We start from the raw sequence: 20,183 nt of genomic DNA on the forward strand, positions 1-20,183 counted from the left end.
AATTTTTGAAGGAGCACAATCGGGTCCTTGAATGGGCAAGAGTATTAATAGCGGGAGGCGGGGCGGGTTGCACTGACTGTTTTCAATACACCGCAAAATCGGCGGCAACACACCAAACCTGTGGGAGATTCTATGGTTGAGGGGAAGTCCTCAACTGACTTTCGATTAGTATTCGCTTAGCGACTGCTCCGCAGCCGAACGGGAGCAGCTCCCTCGCACGCACAGCCTTCAGTCTGGTTACTCGGGAACTAGCCGCGTGACTCGCTTATAAAGTAGCGCTGTGAACTCGGTTTTTTCGTCGGAGTGGTGGCAGCTCCGATGACAGTTTGGGCATAGCGCCACAGCATTGGAGATGCGATCCGAACCTTTTTCGGCGAGTGGCTTTACGTGGTGAACCTCAAGAAAAGGCAAACCAAGTTTTTGAAACGGAGCGGGCTCGCCACAACCTTCACAATGGCCTTCGGCGTCATTTCGAACCCAGGCTCTCACTTCTGGATCACGAACATATACCGTGCTTGAGCTTGGCACTCGCTTCGGTTTCAGAATGCCCTTTGGCGGTTCCTTTATCTTTTGCTTCTGAAGCGCAGCCGCGCGGCGTTCTAGCGTTTCTTCATCGGCTGTCGGAGCGGTTGGGTCGCCAAGCTGAACGCCTCTTTCAGTAAGCGCTGCTCGAATTGATTGCTCAACATTCGAACCAACGTTTTTGGCAGGCTTGTATCCCTTGATGAATTGCCGATCCATCTTCATCAGAACAGTGGAGATGTTCTGCATCCGGAATTCGACAGATCCCTTGGTGCGGGTTGGTAAGGCGTTTTCGCGCAGAGCAAGATTTTCCTCAGTCTTAACGAATTTCTGGCCACTTAGCTCTAGGGCGAGCATCTTCAGATAGGCATCCACCGCCGCCTTAATCTCAGAAATGCTCCAGTCGCTGTCTTTCTTCTTTACGCTCATACAATCGCCGAGGTTGAAAACCCTCGGACGATACTGAGTGGCCATTACACCTGTCTACGAAAATTCCTACAGAAAAGACCGACGCATCGCTCAAGCGATCCTACAAACACATCGTCGCTCTAACTCACCGAATGCTTCGACGACTGAAACACCTCCACCAGCTTCCGCCACCAAGACCTAACCACCGGCACCCGCCGCCGCGTGCGATTGAGCAACAGATAAGGCATGTCCCGCAGCCGAATCCAGCATTCTTTCTGCAAAACTCGTAATTAGAGACAGGGGCAATGGAAATACAATCTATGCAGTGACGGCCATTTGCCATACTCTGGTTTCGAGGGGTTTGCAGGGGTGGACATCGAAAAATCGCCGATGTAACTCAGGTTGGTTTTATAACAGTAAGCTGCTTGAGTGAGTTATTGCTGGGCTTTTTTATAATATGCATGTTATTCAGGGAGAGATTAAAGTGCAGGATACTTCTTTAGCGATTAGTAGTGTTTACGAAGATGCAAAGGATTTTTTAATTATTGGGTTGACCGGTCGCACTGGTTCTGGTTGCTCTACGGCTGCTCAAAAATTGTGTGGTGGTAGTCTGGATGTGCCTAGTGAAGGTTATGAAGGGCTTACACGTAATGAGTTTAAAAAACATCAAGTTATTAAGAAGTATATAGATGGTAGTAATTGGGCGCCATTTTATAAGATAGAAGCCAGTAGCATAATTACTTATCATTTGATGATGCTTTCAAGTGATGATTTTTTGACGTATTTTTCTAGCGATACATTCGCTCAGCCACTAGATGGAGAGCTTGCTTTAGAGGTTTTCTCGTTTTTTGATAAAGTGCGTGAAAAAAATAAGGATCTTGGAGGTAAAAGAAGTAATCTAGAAAGTCATGAGATTGATGCGTGGTTCGAACTTTATTTTTTTGATTTGCCTGCATTAACTAAACTGGTTATGGGCTCGCTAGGCAGAGCTAAGTTTACTCAGTTTTATCAGCGCGCCGGAGATAATGTAAGAGCCTCAGGAAAAGCTAATGACTCATCATTTGATCCAGATCAGTTATTTAACTTTCCAAAGCATCTGAACTTCTTAATTAAGCTGGCCCATAAAAAAGCTCGCGTAGAGAAAATGCCATGTAGGATTGTGGTTGATGCGATAAGAAATCCGTATGAGGCGTTTTTTCTGAAAAGGCGGTACGCTAATTTTTATCTTGTTTCTATTAATACATCTAATGAAGAAAGGTTGCGTAGCCTTCGGGAATATAGAAAGCTGTCTGATGATGAAATTAAAGTGCTAGATGATAAGGAGTATCCTGAAAAGATATCTGGTTCAAAAAAATTCATCGCTCAAAATATTCAAGAGTGTATTGAAGTATCTGATATACATATTCACAACTCTAAGGATAGTGAATATACGCATAATGATCTAGTCAGCCAGTTGGCTTGGTATGTAACGCTGATGATGCATCCTGGGCTTGTGATGCCAACGTCGATTGAGAACTGCATGCAAATTGCTTATACCGCTAAGCAAAATTCTGGTTGCATATCTCGACAGGTAGGGGCAGTAGTAACGGATGACACGTATAGTGTGAAGTCTGTGGGCTGGAATAGTACACCTCAAGGTCAAATCCCGTGTTTATTAAGAAGTGCAGAGGATTTAATCGAGGGGCGGAATGAGTCGGACTATAGTGAGTATGAATTAAAAAATCCCAGTTTTAGAAAAGCGTTAAATGAAAAATACTCAAACTTAATAGCGACAAACAAAGAGTCGAATAGAAATTTTTCATTTTGTTTTAAAAGTATTCAGAATGAAATAGAAGGTGAGAAAAATCAAGTTCATACAAGGGCGCTTCATGCTGAAGAGAATGCATTTATGCAGATTGCTAAGCATGGAGGTCAGAAATTATTGGGAGGGGTGCTCTTTACTACTGCCAGCCCATGTGAACTTTGTGCTAAAAAAGCTTATCAGTTGGGGTTGAAAAAAATTGTGTATATCGACCCTTACCCAGGGATAGCAACGCAACATATATTGTCTGCCGGAATAAACAAGCCGGACTTGGAGCTTTTTCGCGGTGCGGTAGGTCGTGCGTTTTATCAGTTGTATCAGCCGTTGATGCCATATAAGGACGAGATGGAGTTGGTTTTTCATATTCCTAACTTTCATAATCCAAAAAAGCCTTCGAAGGCGTTTTTAAAGAAAGATAATGAAGCCCTTGTTGAAGCTAATAAGGTTTTGCAAGCGGAGGTGGATGCACTTCGATTGTTGGTAAAAGGGTCGGCTTAGTAATCTAGAGCTTGCTGTAAAAAAGGCTGCCCTAGGCAGCCTTTTTATAACGTTGTCTGTTAAATCAATCCCAGCTCAACGCCCCACCAGTCTGATACTCAATAACCCGCGTCTCAAAGAAATTCTTCTCTTTCTTCAAGTCCATGATCTCGCTCATCCAAGGGAACGGGTTAGTCGTCCCTGGATACTCTTCCTTCAAACCAATCTGCGACAGACGACGGTTAGCGATGAACTTCAGGTAGTCCTCCATCATCGCCGCGTTCATGCCCAACACGCCGCGAGGCATGGTGTCACGAGCGTATTCAATCTCCAGCTGAGTGCCCTGCAGAATCATCTGGCTCGCTTCTTCCTTCATTTCAGCATCCCACAAGTGTGGGTTTTCGATTTTGATCTGGTTGATCACGTCGATGCCGAAGTTCAGGTGCATGGATTCGTCGCGCAGGATGTATTGGAACTGCTCGGCGACGCCGGTCATTTTGTTGCGGCGGCCCATGGAGAGGATCTGGGTGAAGCCGCAGTAGAAGAAGATGCCTTCCAGAACGCAGTAGTAGGCGATCAGGTTGCGCAGCAGTTCTTTGTCGGTATCGACGGTGCCGGTTTCGAACTTCGGATCGGAGATCGAACGGGTGTATTTCAGGCCCCAGGTGGCTTTTTTCGCGACCGATGGGATCTCGTGGTACATGTTGAAGATCTCGCCTTCATCCATGGCCAACGATTCGATGCAGTACTGGTAGGCGTGGGTGTGGATCGCCTCTTCGAACGCCTGGCGCAGGATGTACTGGCGGCATTCCGGGTTGGTGATCAGGCGGTACACGGCCAGCACCAGGTTGTTGGCAACCAGGGAGTCGGCGGTGGAGAAGAAGCCGAGGTTGCGCATGACGATGCGGCGCTCGTCGTCGGTCAGGCCTTCCGGGTCTTTCCAGAGGGCGATGTCGGCGGTCATGTTGACTTCTTGCGGCATCCAGTGGTTTGCGCAACCGTCCAGGTACTTCTGCCAGGCCCAGTCGTACTTGAACGGGACGAGCTGGTTGAGGTCGGCGCGGCAGTTGATCATGCGCTTTTCGTCGACAGCCACACGGGCGGAGGCGCCTTCGAGTTCGGCGAGGCCTTCAGCGATGTCGAGGTTGTCCAGGGCTGCTTTGGCACGGGCGATGGCGGCGGAGTCGGACGCGGTTACAGCGCGGGCTTCTTGAGCAGCGACACCGCCAGCGGTGTCGAGGCGGTCCATGTTGGCTTCAGTGGCGTGGCCGGCGTTGGCGCCTTTTACCACGGTTTCGCCGCTGTCTTCTTTGTCGAATTCGTCCCAGCTCAGCATGACGTGTCGTCTCCTGCGTGAGGGCCAGATGCCCGTGTGAAAACTGATAGGTTGGTTTTTCACACGACCGTACTGGCCGCGTTGGATCTAAAGGAAATCGTTTTTTGCAGCAGTACAACGCAGGCAATAAACAGAATTTTGTACGGGTGTTCTGAGGCCACTGACGGGCGCAGAAAATGTGAACAGCTTCTGCGTGGGCTTCAGACTGGCTTGTTTCCCTGTAAGGGAATATTGCAGGCCCGATTTACGCCGCATTATAGGGAAATTTTCGGCCGCGTGGTGCGACGAAGTGGCACTGAGAAGGGGAGGTAGGGGGCGTTTTTAGGCCGGAGTGAGGGTTTACAGGGCTTTGGCTGCTATCGCGGGTGCATTTTTTTTTTCATTAAATTTGGCTCACAATTATTTTTGTTCAAAAAACAATCAAAAACCGCCTTTTCCACTACATGTTGTGTTTTGAGCCGGTTTTCGGCAGCTCCAGACACAACTAAGCCCGACCAACGTCGGGCTGTGAAGTCGTGCTCATTTGTTAGCTGAGACGAGCCGCACCAACGTGATCTGCACCATCCTCAGCTACCTTGGCTGCGCCGGTGTGATCGAAGCCGTCGGAGCGACTTTGGCAGCACCGGAGCGATCAAAAATTTCAGAAGCAAGTTTGGCAGCGCCGGTGCGATCGGAGCCATCGGCGGCGAAGGTGTTAGCGGGTTTGGGTGATTAGCCGTTAGAGCAGCCGTTACCCATAACGCTGTAGCGCAGAATGTGGCGTTGACCTTTGGAATCGTCGTATTCCATTTTCGCCGGAACAACTTCACAGGTGTTCGGGATTTCGCTCATGGAGATAACTTTGGCGATGTCCAGATGAGTGGAGTAAGTGTATTCCTCGATGGCGGGTTGTTGCTGCGCGACATCAGTCGGGACCTCGTCTGCCATGGCGGTTGCGCACAGGCTGCTGAGGGCCAGAACTAATAAAGCTTTCATTTCAAATTTACCTTTTGGAGGTCGAGTGGGGTCACGCAACCTTTTTGGGGTTGCGTGTAGAACTTAAGTGCTAGGTTTTGGATTAACTGCCTTCGTGGGGGCTGCAACTGGGTTAATCACGTTGCCTTGTTGGCGAGGCTGATTTTAGGCGGGGGGGCTGCATTCATATAGGAGGGCTTTTGATAAACACCTTTGACAGATTTCGTAACAATCGTTGGAAGACAGCTGGCGACGCACGGCGTGTAGCAGCTGGCGAAGCCTGCGTTCGGCTGCGAAGCAGTCGTAAACCCCGCTAAACGCGGTCTGCCTGACATACCGCAATTGCTGATTTTACGACTGCTTCGCAGCCGAACGCAGGCTTCGCCAGCTGCTACAGATTGGTTTATGGCTGGGCTCCGGTACTCTCTGGAAGAGGCGTGGAAGTTGGGCTTGCGGGGTATTCACGACATTTTGTAGGGGCTTGTTACTACCATCGTCGAATGGTTCTATAGGCCCAGCCCGGCTAAAACAGGGTCATACAAAAACAACTATTCCACCGAGGTAAGAAAGATGAGTGCGGCTTCTCTGTATCCCGTTCGTCCCGAGGTAGCGGCCAACACGCTGACCGACGAGGCAACCTACAAGGCCATGTACCAGCAGTCCGTCGTCAACCCGGATGGCTTCTGGCGCGAGCAAGCCAAGCGCCTCGACTGGATCAAGCCTTTCACCACGGTGAAACAGACTTCCTTCGATGATCACCATGTCGACATCAAATGGTTCGCCGACGGCACCCTGAACGTTTCCTACAACTGCCTCGACCGTCATCTGGCCGAGCGCGGCGACCAAATCGCGATTATTTGGGAAGGGGATGACCCTGCCGAAAGCCGCAACATCACCTACCGCGAGCTGCACGAACAAGTCTGCAAGTTCGCCAACGCCCTGCGCGGCCAGGATGTGCATCGCGGCGACGTGGTGACTATCTATATGCCGATGATCCCCGAAGCCGTGGTCGCCATGCTGGCGTGTACCCGGATCGGCGCGATTCACTCGGTAGTGTTCGGTGGTTTCTCGCCGGAAGCCCTGGCCGGCCGGATTATCGACTGCAAATCCAAAGTAGTGATCACTGCCGACGAAGGTATTCGTGCCGGCAAGAAGATCCCGCTCAAGTCCAACGTCGACGACGCGCTGACCAACCCGGAAACCAGCAGCATTCAGAAAGTCATTGTGTGCAAGCGCACCGGTGGCGACATCAAGTGGAACCAGCATCGCGACATCTGGTACGAAGACCTGATGAAAGTGGCGGGCACTGTGTGCGCGCCGAAAGAAATGGGTGCTGAAGAGGCGCTGTTCATCCTTTATACCTCCGGTTCGACCGGTAAGCCGAAGGGCGTGCAGCACACCACCGGCGGTTACTTGTTGTACGCGGCGATGACCCACGAGCGCGTTTTCGACTACCGTCCGGGCGAAGTCTATTGGTGCACCGCCGATGTCGGTTGGGTCACTGGCCACACCTATATTGTCTATGGCCCCCTGGCCAATGGCGCGACCACCTTGCTGTTCGAAGGCGTGCCGAACTACCCGGACATCACCCGGGTGGCGAAAATCGTCGACAAGCATAAAGTCAACATTCTCTACACCGCCCCCACCGCAATCCGCGCGATGATGGCGTCGGGCAAGGCTGCCGTGGAAGGCGCCGATGGCAGCAGTTTGCGTTTGTTGGGTTCGGTCGGCGAGCCGATCAACCCGGAAGCGTGGGATTGGTATTACAAGAACGTTGGCCAGTCCCGTTGCCCGATCGTCGACACTTGGTGGCAGACCGAAACCGGCGCGACCCTGATGAGCCCGCTGCCGGGTGCGCACGCGCTCAAGCCGGGTTCTGCTGCACGACCATTCTTCGGCGTGGTACCCGCGTTGGTGGATAACCTGGGTAACATCATCGAAGGCGTTGCCGAGGGCAACCTGGTGATTCTCGATTCGTGGCCAGGTCAGGCGCGCACGCTGTATGGCGACCATGACCGCTTCGTCGATACCTACTTCAAGACGTTCCGCGGCATGTACTTCACCGGTGACGGTGCGCGTCGTGACGAAGACGGTTACTACTGGATTACCGGTCGCGTGGATGACGTGCTCAACGTGTCCGGTCACCGCATGGGGACCGCCGAGATCGAAAGCGCGATGGTCGCCCACCCGAAAGTCGCCGAAGCGGCCGTGGTCGGTGTGCCACACGACATCAAAGGGCAGGGCATCTATGTCTATGTCACGTTGATTGGTGGCGAAGAGCCGAGCGAGCAACTGCGCCTGGAACTGAAAAACTGGGTCCGTAAAGAGATCGGTCCGATTGCCTCGCCGGATGTCATCCAGTGGGCACCGGGCCTGCCGAAAACGCGTTCGGGCAAAATCATGCGCCGGATTCTGCGCAAGATTGCTACGGCTGAATACGATGGGTTGGGGGATATCTCCACCTTGGCGGATCCGGGCGTGGTGCAGCATTTGATTGATGAACACAAGACCATGAACGTCGCTTAACCCGCCGTTCCTGAGTCATCGAAGCCCCGCCCGGCATTACGCCCGGCGGGGTTTTTTCGTACTGATCGGGGAGCCAATAATTATCGGCTTCACCTGTAGGCGATTTCCCACTGTTACCCGCCACTCTTCAAGTAACTGAATGTGTAACCGTTCGCTCCCATACGGGGCGTTGGGAAACGCAAAGCCCCATCATCAGGCCTCTCCAACCGCCATAATAAAGAAGACCCAACGCTGCGCTTGCCGGATTAGAAGGGTTTGCCAATAATAGGCCCGCAAATTGCAGCATAGATCGGTTTACTGTCTTTTTCTCCTGCATGAAATTGCAAGGCTGTCAACGCGCCCAAACGACTTTCTCGGTGCTTGTGTAATTAGTTGTCGCATTGAAGAAATATCGGCTTCGGGCCTGTCGTTAGAATGCCGATCACTCGCTCGTTGTTGCTCGCGTTGAAAAAAAACACGCGATTCCTACGACGCAGCATCGCTTTGCGGTTTTACTCACTCGCATATTGGGCTGTCGCTCACTCTGCCGTTTTAGCCCTTTACCGATGGAGTCCCAAGATGAAGAAACTCGTGCTGCTTGGCGCCCTGGCACTGTCCGTGCTGTCCCTGCCGACTTTCGCCGATGAAAAGCCTCTGAAAATTGGTATCGAAGCGGCTTACCCTCCGTTCGCTTCCAAAGCGCCGGACGGCAGCATCGTTGGTTTTGACTACGACATCGGCAACGCTCTGTGCGAAGAGATGAAGGTCAAGTGCGTTTGGGTCGAGCAAGAGTTCGACGGTCTGATCCCGGCACTCAAAGTGCGCAAGATCGACGCGATCCTGTCGTCCATGTCGATCACTGAAGACCGCAAGAAGTCCGTGGACTTCACCAACAAGTACTACAACACCCCGGCTCGCCTGGTCATGAAGGCCGGCACGCCAGTCAGCGAGAGCCTGGCTGAGCTCAAGGGCAAAAACATCGGCGTGCAACGTGGTTCGATCCACGAGCGTTTCGCCCGTGAAGTCCTGGCCCCGCTGGGTGCCGAGATCAAGCCTTACGGTTCGCAGAACGAAATTTATCTCGACGTCGCTGCCGGCCGCCTCGACGGCACCGTGGCAGACGCTACGCTGCTGGATGACGGTTTCCTGAAAACCGACGCCGGCAAAGGTTTCGCCTTCGTTGGCCCAGCCTTCACCGACGTCAAATACTTCGGCGACGGCGTGGGTATCGCGGTTCGCAAGGGTGACGCGCTGAAAGACAAGATCAACACCGCGATCACTGCCATTCGCGAGAGCGGCAAGTACAAGCAAATCCAGGACAAGTACTTCGCCTTCGATATCTACGGCAAGTAACAGTCCCGGCGACAAGTCCGAAATGGCGCAAGCAACAGGATCTCTGAGGTTTGCGCCATTTTTTCATCCCAACTTTCGAGGACCTGAATCATGTTGAAAGGCTACGGGGCTGTCATCCTCGATGGCGCATGGCTGACGCTTCAGCTCGCCTTGTCGTCCATGGTCTTGGCCGTTGTTCTGGGTCTGATCGGCGTTGCGCTGCGTCTGTCCCCGATTCGCTGGCTGGCCTGGCTGGGCGACCTGTATTCCACGGTGATCCGCGGGATTCCCGACCTGGTGCTGATTCTGTTGATTTTCTACGGTGGTCAGGACCTGCTCAACCGCGTCGCACCGATGCTCGGTTTTGACGACTACATCGACCTGAACCCGTTGGCCGCCGGTATCGGCACCCTGGGCTTCATCTTCGGTGCGTACCTGTCGGAAACCTTCCGCGGCGCCTTCATGGCGATTCCGAAGGGGCAGGCCGAAGCCGGCATGGCGTATGGCATGAGCAGTTTTCAGGTGTTCTTCCGGGTGTTGGTCCCGCAGATGATTCGCCTGGCGATTCCGGGCTTTACCAACAACTGGCTGGTACTGACCAAGGCCACCGCGCTGATTTCGGTGGTGGGTCTGCAAGACATGATGTTCAAGGCCAAGCAGGCGGCAGATGCTACCCGCGAGCCTTTCACCTTCTTCCTCGCAGTGGCGGCGATGTACCTGGTGATCACCAGTGTCTCGTTGCTGGCATTGCGTCACCTTGAGAAGCGCTACTCGGTAGGCGTAAGGGCGGCTGATCTATGATCTTCGACTACAACGTCATTTGGGAGGCCTTGCCGCTGTACTTCGGCGGTTTGGTGACCACCCTAAAATTGCTTGCGCTGTCGCTGTTTTTCGGTCTGCTGGCGGCCTTGCCGTTGGGGCTGATGCGCGTCTCCAAGAATGCAGTCGTCAACATGACGGCTTGGCTCTTCACCTACGTGATCCGCGGCACGCCGATGCTGGTGCAGCTGTTTTTGATCTACTACGGTCTGGCGCAGTTCGAAGCTGTACGTGAAAGCTTCCTCTGGCCGTGGCTGTCCAGCGCCACGTTCTGTGCGTCCCTGGCCTTCGCGATCAACACCAGCGCCTACACGGCCGAAATCATCGCCGGCAGCCTGCGGGCCACGCCGAACGGTGAGATCGAAGCCGCCAAGGCGATGGGCATGTCACGCTACAAAATGTACAAGCGGATCCTGCTGCCGTCGGCCCTGCGCCGGGCGCTGCCGCAGTACAGTAACGAAGTGATCATGATGCTGCAGACCACCAGTCTGGCGTCGATCGTGACCCTGATCGACATCACCGGTGCCGCGCGTACGGTCAATGCTCAGTTCTACTTGCCGTTCGAGGCGTACATCACCGCGGGTGTGTTCTACCTGTGCCTGACCTTCATTCTGGTGAAGCTGTTCAAACTGGCCGAGCGCCGCTGGCTGGGCTATCTGGCCCCGCGGAAGCACTGATATGGAACGCATCGATCATTCATTGCCGTGGAGCCACCTGGGTAGCGAACGCCAGATTTCGGTGTTCTGTTTCGGTAATAGGGAGCGCAGTGGCGGGCGCAAGGCTTACATCCAGGCCAGCCTGCACGCCGATGAGTTGCCGGGCATGCGCACGGCCTGGGAGCTGAAAAAGCGCCTGACTGAACTCGAAGCCCAAGGCTTGCTGAACGGTGTGATCGAACTGGTGCCGGTGGCCAATCCACTGGGCCTCGGCCAACTGCTTCAGGGCAATCATCAAGGGCGTTTCGAAGCGGGCAGCGGCAAGAACTTCAACCGGGATTTCGTCGAGCTGAGCGCGCCAGTGGCCACCGAGCTGGAAGGGCGCCTGGGTGATGATCCGCACGCCAATATTCAGCTGATCCGTCAGACGATGACCGATGTGCTCGCCGCATTGCCGCCCGCCGCCAGCCAGTTGCAAGGCATGCAGCGCATTTTGCTCAGTCATGCCTGCACCGCTGATGTGGTGCTGGATCTGCATTGCGACGCCGAAGCGGCGCTGCACATGTATGCCTTGCCGCAACACTGGCCGCAATGGCGTTCGCTCGCCGCGCACCTGAATGTGAAAGTAGGTCTGCTGGCGGAAGATTCCGGCGGCAGTTCATTCGACGAAGCTTGTTCGCTGCCGTGGTTGCGTCTGTCGCGTCTGTTCCCAGAGGCGAAGATTCCACTGGCCTGCCTGGCGACTACCATTGAGCTGGGTGGTCAGGCCGACACGGGGCGCGCGGAAGCCTGTGCTTACGCCGAAGGCATTCTGGCGTTCCTCGCCGAGCAAGGCCTGATCAGCGGCGAATGGCCAAAACCTGCGCAAGACGCTTGCGAGGGCATGCCGTTCGAAGGCACCGAATTGTTGTTCGCGCCACACCCTGGCGTGATCAGTTATTTGCGTAAACCCGGTGAATGGATTGAAGCCGGCGACGAGATTTTCGAAGTGATCGATCCGTTATCGGATCGGGTCAGCACGGTGTGTGCTGGTACGTCCGGGGTGCTGTTTGCCATTGAACGGCTGCGTTATGCCCAACCCGGTTTCTGGCTGGCCAAGGTGGCGGGGCGCGAAGCGCTGCGTCACGGGCGCCTGCTCAACGACTGACTGACTGTTTTTGTGAGAACCGACCGCATGTACAAACTTGAAGTCCAAGACCTGCATAAGCGCTATGGCAGTCACGAAGTGCTCAAGGGCGTGTCCCTGAAAGCGGCGGCTGGCGATGTGATCAGCATCATCGGCTCCAGTGGCTCCGGCAAAAGTACCTTCCTGCGCTGCATCAACCTGCTGGAGCAGCCGCACGCGGGCAAGATTCTGCTCAACAACGAAGAGCTGAAACTGGTCGCCAACAAGGACGGCGCACTGAAGGCAGCCGACCCGAAACAGCTGCAACGCATGCGTTCGCGCCTGTCGATGGTGTTCCAGCATTTCAATCTGTGGTCGCACATGACCGCGCTGGAAAACATTATGGAAGCGCCGGTCCACGTGCTCGGCATGTCCAAGGCCGAAGCCCGCGAGAAGGCCGAACACTACCTGAACAAGGTCGGCGTGGCGCATCGTAAAGATGCTTACCCGGGCCACATGTCTGGCGGTGAACAACAGCGTGTCGCAATTGCCCGTGCACTGGCGATGGAACCTGAGGTGATGCTGTTCGACGAACCGACGTCGGCACTCGACCCGGAACTGGTCGGCGACGTGCTGAAAGTCATGCAGGCCCTGGCGCTGGAAGGCCGGACCATGGTGGTGGTGACGCACGAAATGGGCTTCGCCCGTGAAGTGTCGAACCAGTTGGTGTTCCTGCACAAAGGTGTCGTCGAAGAAAACGGCAACCCGCGTGAGGTGCTGGTCAATCCACAGTCCGAACGCTTGCAACAATTCCTCTCGGGCAGCCTGAAGTAATCGCTCCCGTTACGCACCCAATTAGGTCATGCTGCGCCCGCGTGCCAGATGGTCTAATTTGGTTGCAGCCGCTTTCGGCTTCTAACACTGTTTTCGTTTCGGATTGCTCGCCATGACTGCCCATCGAATTGGTTTCCTGATTTGGCCCAGCACTAAAGCACTGACGCTTGCGCTGGCTGAGGAGGCCTTGCGTGTTGCCCAGCGTGTGCATCCGGACGTAGTCTACGAGCTGTCGTTTTTGCAGGCCGAACCGCCGACCGAAGGCGCCTGGCAATTGCCGGGTGAACCGTGGGCCGGCAAGCTCGAAAACTTCCAGAAACTATTCCTGCTCGCCGATGAGCCGCAAACCTCACTCGCGCCGGCACTCAGCAGTGCGCTGAAACAACTGGTGCGTGCTGGCTGTGTGATAGGCGGTTTGTCTGCCGGTGTTTACCCGTTGGCTCAACTGGGTTTGCTCGACGGTTACCGCGCAGCGGTGCATTGGCGCTGGCAGGACGATTTCACCGAACGTTTCCCTAAAGTCATCGCCACCAGTCATCTGTTCGACTGGGATCGCGATCGCCTGACCGCGTGCGGCGGCCTGTCGGTTCTGGATCTGTTGTTGGCCGTGCTGGCCCGCGACCACGGCGCCGAGCTCGCCGGTGCCGTGTCCGAAGAACTGGTGGTCGAGCGCATCCGCGAAGGCGGCGAACGCCAACGCATTCCGCTGCAGAACCGTCTCGGTTCCAGCCATCCGAAGCTCACCCAAGCGGTGTTGCTCATGGAAGCCAACATCGAAGAACCGCTGACCACCGACGAAATCGCCCAGCATGTGTGCGTGTCCCGTCGGCAGTTGGAGCGGATTTTCAAGCAATACCTCAACCGCGTGCCGAGCCAGTATTACCTGGAATTGCGCCTGAACAAGGCCCGACAGATGTTGATGCAAACCAGCAAGTCGATCATCCAGATCGGCCTGTCGTGTGGCTTCTCTTCGGGGCCGCACTTCTCCAGCGCCTACCGCAACTTCTTCGGCGCCACGCCGCGGGAAGATCGCAACCAGCGGCGCAGCAGCAGCCCGTTCGAATTGTCGTCGGTGCCGTCCGAGCGTGGGTGATTCCTTACAAACGCGCCTTACTCGTCGACTTCGGACCCCTGCGAAGACGATATCTGCATCTCGCCGCGATTGATCACGTCTTCCACGCCGAAGTCCACGCCCGTATTCTGGTAGTAGTCGATCAGTCGTAGCAGGGCTTGCTCGGTAAACGGATTGCCTCGAAGGCTAATGTTCTCCGCCACGTCCACCGGTAATTCCATGATGTCGCTCGGGACGTCGGTGATTGAGTTGGTGCTCAGGTCTGCCCAATCCAGTTCAGTCATCTGCAGCAGGGCGTTGGGTATTTCGCTGATGCCAGTGTCATGCAACAGAACTGTCGCGAGGTCCGGCATTTGGCTCAGATCGGGTGATCGTCCCAGTGGGTTGAAACTCAAATCGAGGTAGTCGAGATGTTCCATTCCCGCCAATGCGTTTGCCGACTCCGCTGACAAGCTGATGCGGCAATTGAAAAGTGACAGTGAGCGCAAGCGGCCCATCGTGAACACGGCGTCAGGAATGTTGCCCAGGTCACACTCGCGCAGCCGCAGACTTTTCAGATTGGGGAACGACTTCAGGAATTGTCCAATGCGCGTCACGCCGTCGGAACTTTCCAGTTCCAGCGCCGACACATGCTTGAAGTCAGCATTGAGGGTGGGAAGTTCCCCGTTGATCCGCGGGCTGATGATCAGTTCGAAGGTTGGCTCAAGTGCGTCATCGAAATCATCCTGGTCCGTCTCAATACGCCAGCATCGCTCCAGTAACTGTTTGAATTCGTCACGGTTGGTGTGCTCGATAAGCCGTTGCTGTTCACTGAACGGTTCACCGGTTTGTGGGTGCAGAGGCGGCAAGTCGGCTGTCCATGCAGCCAGATCGATGCTCAGCTGTGCGAGCTCCGCTTCCAGCCTTGTCAGCTCTATTCGGCCGTCTGCCAATGTGCCCGGCAGCTCGTACACATAGTCGCTCGCCTCTTCGACTTCCAGGTTTGGAAAAAGCGCCCTGGCTCGCGCTATATCCGCCTCGGGTGCGAAAACGCCCAGATCGAAGGAGGTCTCGAAGTACTGCTGCTTGATCAGTTCCCTTGCCTGATCGCTGAGCGGATTCTGCGAAAGGTGCACGCCGCGTTTCTCATACACTGGGCTGTCGAAGAATCCGGGAGGCAACTCACTGATGTTGTTGTTCATCAACATGAGGGTGTTGAGCCTGGCATGTTGCAAGGTACTGGCAGGTATTTCCGTCAGCCCGGTATCGCTCAGATCCAGATGAACGAGGTCAGGCATTGTTTCGATGCTGGGTACACCTTCAACCGGATTCCGGTAGAGATCCAGCATGGCCATTTTTTTCATTGAAGACAGTTTTGACCCGGCGATGGTATCGAAATTGATTCCGCAATCGCTGAGGATCAATGTTTCCAGATTCACCATTTGCCCGATGGCATCGGGAAGCGTACCCAGGATGAAACGGCGTAATTCCAATCGGCGAAGACCGGTGAAGTGCTGCAAAAAGCCAGGCATCCCATGCACGGCATGACTGCCGTCAAGGACAAGGGACGACACGTGGCTGAAATCGGCCGTCAGGTTCGGCAGGTCGCCCGGGATCGCTTCACCGAATCGCAGCACATACCGCTCGGTGCCATCCGGCGCATCGAGGTCGCGCTCGGACTGCCGTCGCCAGCTGCGCTGGATTTCCTGGGCCAGCAACCGCCGATTGTGGCGCACTGCCTGTTGTTCCAGATCGCTCAGTGGGAGCCCGGTTTCACGGTGGGCGGTGGGGGCGTCCCTTGTCCATCGCTCAAGATCCCCATGCAGTACATGGAGTTCACTGGCCAGCCGTGACAGCTCCATGCGAGCGCCGTCGGGGTGACGCTGTAGATTGGAGACGACGGAGCGCAGCTGTTCCTGAGTCAGGCTGGGATAAACTTCGCGAACCCTGTCATCAAGCGTTGGTGTAGATCGGTTGCTGCGACCGTAACCCTGCGTGCCACCGGGCAGGCGCATGGTCGTCGGGTCATAGAAGGGTTTTCGACGCGGGTTTTTTGCGAACAGCGTGCGCAACTGCGGTCTATTCACCGCGTGTTCGGCAATGCGTTGCTTGAGCACTTGGCTGTCTTCGGCGCCAAGACCCAGCGCAGCGCGCTCGGCCTCCGGCAACGCCTGCAGGAGGGCGTGATAAAAATCGCCGGGTTGCTCATTGTTTTCATGGACCTGATAGGTGCCGTCGTCTGCCCGAACCAATGTTCTGAGGATTGGCGTGTCGGGCTGGCCAATGCTGTCGCGCAGTGTCCCGTCATAAGAAAAATCCCTGACTTCGATGCGCAGACCAGCGGGCCAGCCAGGCAACGATTCAAGGCTATGCAACGCCAGTCGATGAGTGTCCGTCGTGTCCATGTCTTCCAGGTAAAACCCTTCATAGGCTCTGGCCACACGCACCGCCTCCATGGCTTTGACTGCCACATCCTTGAGGCGTTGAGGGACTCGACCGTTGTGCAGCTGCTTTAGCTCGATGCCGGATGCGTTGCTCACCAGTTCTTGTGCAATATCTGTCGGTAGCCCCTGAATTTCGCCAAGCAGTAGCTGGACCTGACGGTCATCGGTTTTTTCAAGTTCACGGTAGCGAGATTCGAACAGCGACAGTCGATGATTCAGTGCCTGATAGCGTTCGGGATGGTCACTATCGGCCTGTTCAATCAACGCCTGAATATCACGATCGACTTTGAAGCGCTTGATCGTGTCGGTCAGCAGTGAAGGCGGGCGATGGTTCTCGACGTGAGTCTCGCGCACTACATTGTCGTGAAAGCCACTGATGCGCAGGACTTGTTCGCGTTCGGCACTGCTGAACGACTCGACGCTGTGGCCGAGGCGGCGCATCACGGTTTCCCGGTCCCACGTCAAGGGTTGGTCCAGCGCTGTCTGCCAGGCGCCATGATCGTTGTGACGCAGGGGTGGCTGATAAGCATCGGCTCGGTGCGGATGCTGGATTTGAAATCGGCCAGTCTCACTAACCGGGTTTACGGCATAGAGCTTATCTTCGAGGCGCAGCAGCGCTTTGCCCTCATGCTGATACAGGCCTAGCTGATCGGGTTTGGCTTCGGTTGGCAACGTGACTGATTGCTCATAAGGCGCGAGATCCGGCTTCCAGTACCGGGTTCGGCCTCCGGCAGTTTCGACGGGTTTGAGCGGCGAAATCAGCGCTACTGCTTTGCGAGACAACAGGCGGTTGAACGCACCGGCAGCCATGACGCCGCCCACCGCGAATGTTCCGAGCTGAGTCACCGTCTCAATGATGCTCATCAAATGCCCGAAAGCTTCGGTTTTCAGGCTTTCTGCCCAGTCGACAATGCCTTCGAAGGTGTCGTCCAGTACCTGATAGGCCATGTAGGCCAGCATCAACTCACCCATCGGCGGAACAAATGGCAGGGCAATGAACGATGCCACTTCAAGAATTGCAGTGGCGATTTTGCTGAAGGCGTCCCACCACGCCCATCGAGCGTTTCGATCGGCGCGGGCGGTGGAGACGGCGAGGGTGCGGGCATCATTGAGGATCTTGTTCAGTTGCTGGTGATAAAGGTGAGTCCATAGGTTGGTTTTGATCGGGCTCACCGAAAAATCCAGTTTGGGCTTGTCGACCGGTGTGCCCAGCCAGCTGGGCAGGGGATCGCCGTGCTCGCGCTGATGCCAGGTAACGGTGCTGAGACGGCGGTCGAGATCGGCGAAAAAGTAAGCTCTTTCCTGATGACCGACGAATCGGCTGAAGAACGCCTGGTAAGCGGGGGAGCGCAGCTTGCGGGTCAGCTCCGTCAAGAATGCCTGTGCGTCAGGGTACTGTTTGAGCGGATGCTGCGGGTCGTCGGGGATATAGACGATGATCCGCCTTGCCTGCCGTGAGCACTCAAGTCTGGGCGAAAAAATGACGATGCCAGTCAACAATGAAGACATCATCGTCAGGTAATGACACTCCATTGGCTGGCCATCCAGCCGCGTACCCGCGCAGTCTTGTGCGATGCCGAGAATCGAACGGTAAGCGTCGATCGGCAGGTCCTTTCGAATGTGTGCCAGGTGCAGGGCCGTTTGCAGGGCAGCTTTTTGCGTCTTGATGACCTTCGATTTCACTACCGCGCCGGCCACGGGATTGGTCACCCCCAGATTATCGTTGAGGTACGCCTCGTACTGACCACCGATATCCAGTTCCCGACATAACCGAGTGAAGCTCTGAATAGAAAGTTGGCGTTTAATCGCCGGCAACGTATTGAAGTGACCGGTGGGCGAGGGCGCGGTGATAAACGTCGAAGCGGACTCGTAAGCGTCCGGCTCGGTTTCTGAAGGCTGAAAATTGTGCAGGGCTGCATCGAGCAGCGATACCGTCCAGGTGCGCGCGGCGCCGGATTTGATCGGGAGCCACGGGACGTTCCGAGGAGCGTACAGGCGCAGGAAAGTGGTCTTGACGTCCAAGTCGAGGCCGAAGCGGGTTTTCAATGCGTCGCTCAGAAGCGGTTCGGCGAAGTCCCGGGCGTTTTTCAGTTTGTTCAGCATCGCCTCCAGGCGATTGTGCAGGGTCAAGTGTTCCCCGCTGGCCAATTTCAGCGATTGATGTTGCTGACGGGTTGCAGTGGCATGCCAGTCAGGAAATTCCAGCGAGGCGTTCTTTAGCGCGCTGAGCGTCACAGGCGATGCTTTCAATACCCAGTCGGGCAGATTTTTGAACGCGTGGTGATAGTGCGCGTCCGGATGAGCGGCAAGCTCAAATTCGTGCTGATTCATCGCTAGTCCTTTAGCGTTTGGATGGAACCCAAGGAAAACAGACGAAGAAAGGCTGTGTGCGGTACATATTTACCGCACTGGTCTACAAGCCTGCCTATAACCTGTGCCGCCGGTTTAAACTGCGCCTTTGCGACGCTATTTGTCGCATTGCCGTAAACCCGGGCGAAACCTGTGTTTGCGCTATAAGAAGTTGTCGCTTGGCGGCAAGGCCGGGCTGAAAACTGTCCTTACAATCCTCACCAAGCTCGCCAGTTTCAGGCGAGTGTTCCTCATCAGGAGACTCCGATGTCCGTTGAGCACGCTGCGGTACAACGCGCCGATTTCGACCAGGTAATGGTTCCCAACTACGCGCCTGCCGCTTTCATCCCTGTGCGTGGTGCCGGTTCCCGCGTCTGGGACCAGTCTGGCCGCGAGCTGATCGACTTCGCCGGCGGGATTGCCGTTAACGTATTGGGCCATGCGCACCCGGCGCTGGTCAGTGCCTTGACCGAGCAGGCGAACAAGCTGTGGCACGTGTCCAACGTCTTCACCAATGAGCCAGCCTTGCGCCTGGCGCATAAGCTGATCGACGCTACGTTTGCCGAGCGCGCGTTCTTCTGCAACTCCGGAGCCGAAGCCAACGAGGCCGCCTTCAAGCTGGCCCGTCGCGTCGGCTTCGATCGTTTCGGCAGCGAGAAGTACGAAATCATCGCCGCGCTCAATAGCTTCCACGGTCGTACCCTGTTCACCGTGAACGTCGGTGGTCAGTCGAAGTATTCCGATGGCTTCGGTCCGAAGATCACCGGTATCACCCACGTGCCGTACAACGATCTGGCCGCGCTGAAAGCCGCTATTTCCGACAAGACTTGCGCTGTGGTCCTGGAACCGATCCAGGGCGAGAGTGGTGTCATCCCGGCTGAGCTCGAGTATCTGCAAGGTGCCCGCGAACTCTGCACCGCGCACAACGCGCTGCTGATCTTCGACGAAGTGCAAACCGGCATGGGCCGCAGCGGCAAGCTGTTCGCCTACCAGCATTACGGCGTGACGCCGGACATCCTGACCAGCGCCAAGAGTCTGGGCGGTGGTTTCCCGATCGCGGCAATGCTGACCACCGAAGACCTGGCCAAACACCTGGTCGTCGGCACCCACGGCACCACGTATGGCGGTAACCCGCTGGCGTGCGCTGTCGCTGAAGCCGTGATTGACGTGGTTAATACCCCTGAAGTGCTGGCCGGCGTCAACGCCAAGCACGACAAGTTCAAGGCTCGCCTGGAACAGATCGGTGAGAAGTACGGCCTGTTCACCCAGGTCCGTGGCATGGGCCTGTTGATTGGTTGCGTGCTGAACGATGCCTGGAAAGGCAAGGCCAAGGACATCTTCAACGCCGCTGAAAAAGAAGGCCTGATGATTCTGCAAGCCGGCCCCGACGTGGTTCGTTTCGCGCCAAGCCTGGTGGTTGAAGACGCTGATATCGATGCCGGTCTGGACCGTTTCGAACGCGCTGCGGCCAAACTGACTCAAGCCTGATAGACCGTCGACGCCTGACATTTCAGGCGTCGAACCCATTTTTATGCCGGACCCGCTCTCTGTAGGAGCGAAGCTTGCTCGCGAAGGGGTCGTGTCAGCCAC

At 55.6% G+C, this 20,183-nt stretch carries 13 protein-coding genes and 1 pseudogene; 9 read left to right on the forward strand and 5 right to left on the reverse strand.

The features are described 5' to 3' along the window. Nucleotides 1–237: 237 nt before the first annotated feature. Both ACYZT3_RS07645 and ACYZT3_RS07650 read right to left on the reverse strand, forming a co-directional pair. Nucleotides 238–951 carry an HNH endonuclease gene (locus ACYZT3_RS07645; protein WP_282375553.1) on the reverse strand — a complete coding sequence of 238 codons (714 nt, stop codon included), beginning with the start codon at nt 949–951 and terminating at the stop codon, nt 238–240. A gap of 119 nt (nt 952–1,070) precedes the next feature. Continuing rightward, nucleotides 1,071–1,208: pseudogene (locus ACYZT3_RS07650) on the reverse strand (BRO-N domain-containing protein); the annotation flags it as partial. Between the two features lie 206 nt (nt 1,209–1,414). On the opposite strand from ACYZT3_RS07650, the gene ACYZT3_RS07655 reads away from it, so the two are divergent. Continuing rightward, complete coding sequence (locus ACYZT3_RS07655) at nt 1,415–3,229, forward strand: deaminase (protein WP_462031813.1); 1,815 nt, start codon at nt 1,415–1,417, stop codon at nt 3,227–3,229. Nucleotides 3,230–3,293: 64 nt separating this feature from the next. On the opposite strand, the gene ACYZT3_RS07660 is transcribed toward ACYZT3_RS07655, so the two are convergent. Both ACYZT3_RS07660 and ACYZT3_RS07665 read right to left on the reverse strand, forming a co-directional pair. Continuing rightward, entirely contained in the window at nt 3,294–4,544 is a 1,251-nt protein-coding gene (locus tag ACYZT3_RS07660) for a ribonucleotide-diphosphate reductase subunit beta (protein WP_150657174.1), read from the reverse strand. Nucleotides 4,545–5,255: 711 nt separating this feature from the next. Next, entirely contained in the window at nt 5,256–5,519 is a 264-nt protein-coding gene (locus ACYZT3_RS07665; protein WP_282375559.1) for a DUF2790 domain-containing protein, read from the reverse strand. A 549-nt stretch (nt 5,520–6,068) separates the two neighbouring features. Here ACYZT3_RS07665 and acs point away from each other — a divergent pair. From acs to argR, 7 genes are all read left to right on the forward strand, one after another. Next, entirely contained in the window at nt 6,069–8,024 is a 1,956-nt protein-coding gene (gene acs / locus ACYZT3_RS07670; RefSeq protein ID WP_282375561.1) for an acetate--CoA ligase, read from the forward strand. A gap of 558 nt (nt 8,025–8,582) precedes the next feature. Continuing rightward, complete coding sequence (locus ACYZT3_RS07675; protein ID WP_462031814.1) at nt 8,583–9,356, forward strand: ABC transporter substrate-binding protein; 774 nt, start codon at nt 8,583–8,585, stop codon at nt 9,354–9,356. Between the two features lie 90 nt (nt 9,357–9,446). Beyond that, nucleotides 9,447–10,136: an ABC transporter permease gene (locus ACYZT3_RS07680; protein WP_282375564.1), complete on the forward strand. Its 690-nt coding sequence runs from the start codon at nt 9,447–9,449 to the stop codon at nt 10,134–10,136. Further along, nucleotides 10,133–10,831 (forward strand): ABC transporter permease, encoded by a 699-nt coding sequence (locus ACYZT3_RS07685; RefSeq protein WP_282375566.1) that lies wholly within the window; start codon nt 10,133–10,135, stop codon nt 10,829–10,831. Before ACYZT3_RS07680 ends, ACYZT3_RS07685 begins: the two co-directional genes overlap by 4 nt. Nucleotide 10,832: 1 nt before the next feature. Further along, nucleotides 10,833–11,957, forward strand: coding sequence for a M14 family metallopeptidase (locus ACYZT3_RS07690; protein WP_282375570.1), 1,125 nt, complete (start codon nt 10,833–10,835; stop codon nt 11,955–11,957). Between the two features lie 27 nt (nt 11,958–11,984). Continuing rightward, complete coding sequence (locus ACYZT3_RS07695) at nt 11,985–12,749, forward strand: ABC transporter ATP-binding protein (RefSeq protein WP_282375573.1); 765 nt, start codon at nt 11,985–11,987, stop codon at nt 12,747–12,749. A gap of 112 nt (nt 12,750–12,861) precedes the next feature. Continuing rightward, the gene (argR, locus tag ACYZT3_RS07700) at nt 12,862–13,842 is read left to right on the forward strand and encodes a transcriptional regulator ArgR (protein ID WP_282375575.1); all 981 of its coding nucleotides are present in this window, start codon (nt 12,862–12,864) and stop codon (nt 13,840–13,842) included. A gap of 17 nt (nt 13,843–13,859) precedes the next feature. Here argR and ACYZT3_RS07705 read toward each other — a convergent pair whose 3' ends face one another. Further along, complete coding sequence (locus ACYZT3_RS07705) at nt 13,860–18,575, reverse strand: dermonecrotic toxin domain-containing protein (protein WP_462031815.1); 4,716 nt, start codon at nt 18,573–18,575, stop codon at nt 13,860–13,862. Between the two features lie 285 nt (nt 18,576–18,860). Here ACYZT3_RS07705 and ACYZT3_RS07710 point away from each other — a divergent pair, with 285 nt between their 5' ends. Then, a complete protein-coding gene (locus ACYZT3_RS07710) occupies nt 18,861–20,081 on the forward strand; it encodes an aspartate aminotransferase family protein (RefSeq protein WP_462031816.1) in 1,221 nt (406 codons plus the stop codon). The last annotated feature ends 102 nt before the right edge of the window (nt 20,082–20,183 follow it).

This window comes from Pseudomonas sp. MDT1-16 (assembly GCF_054898115.1).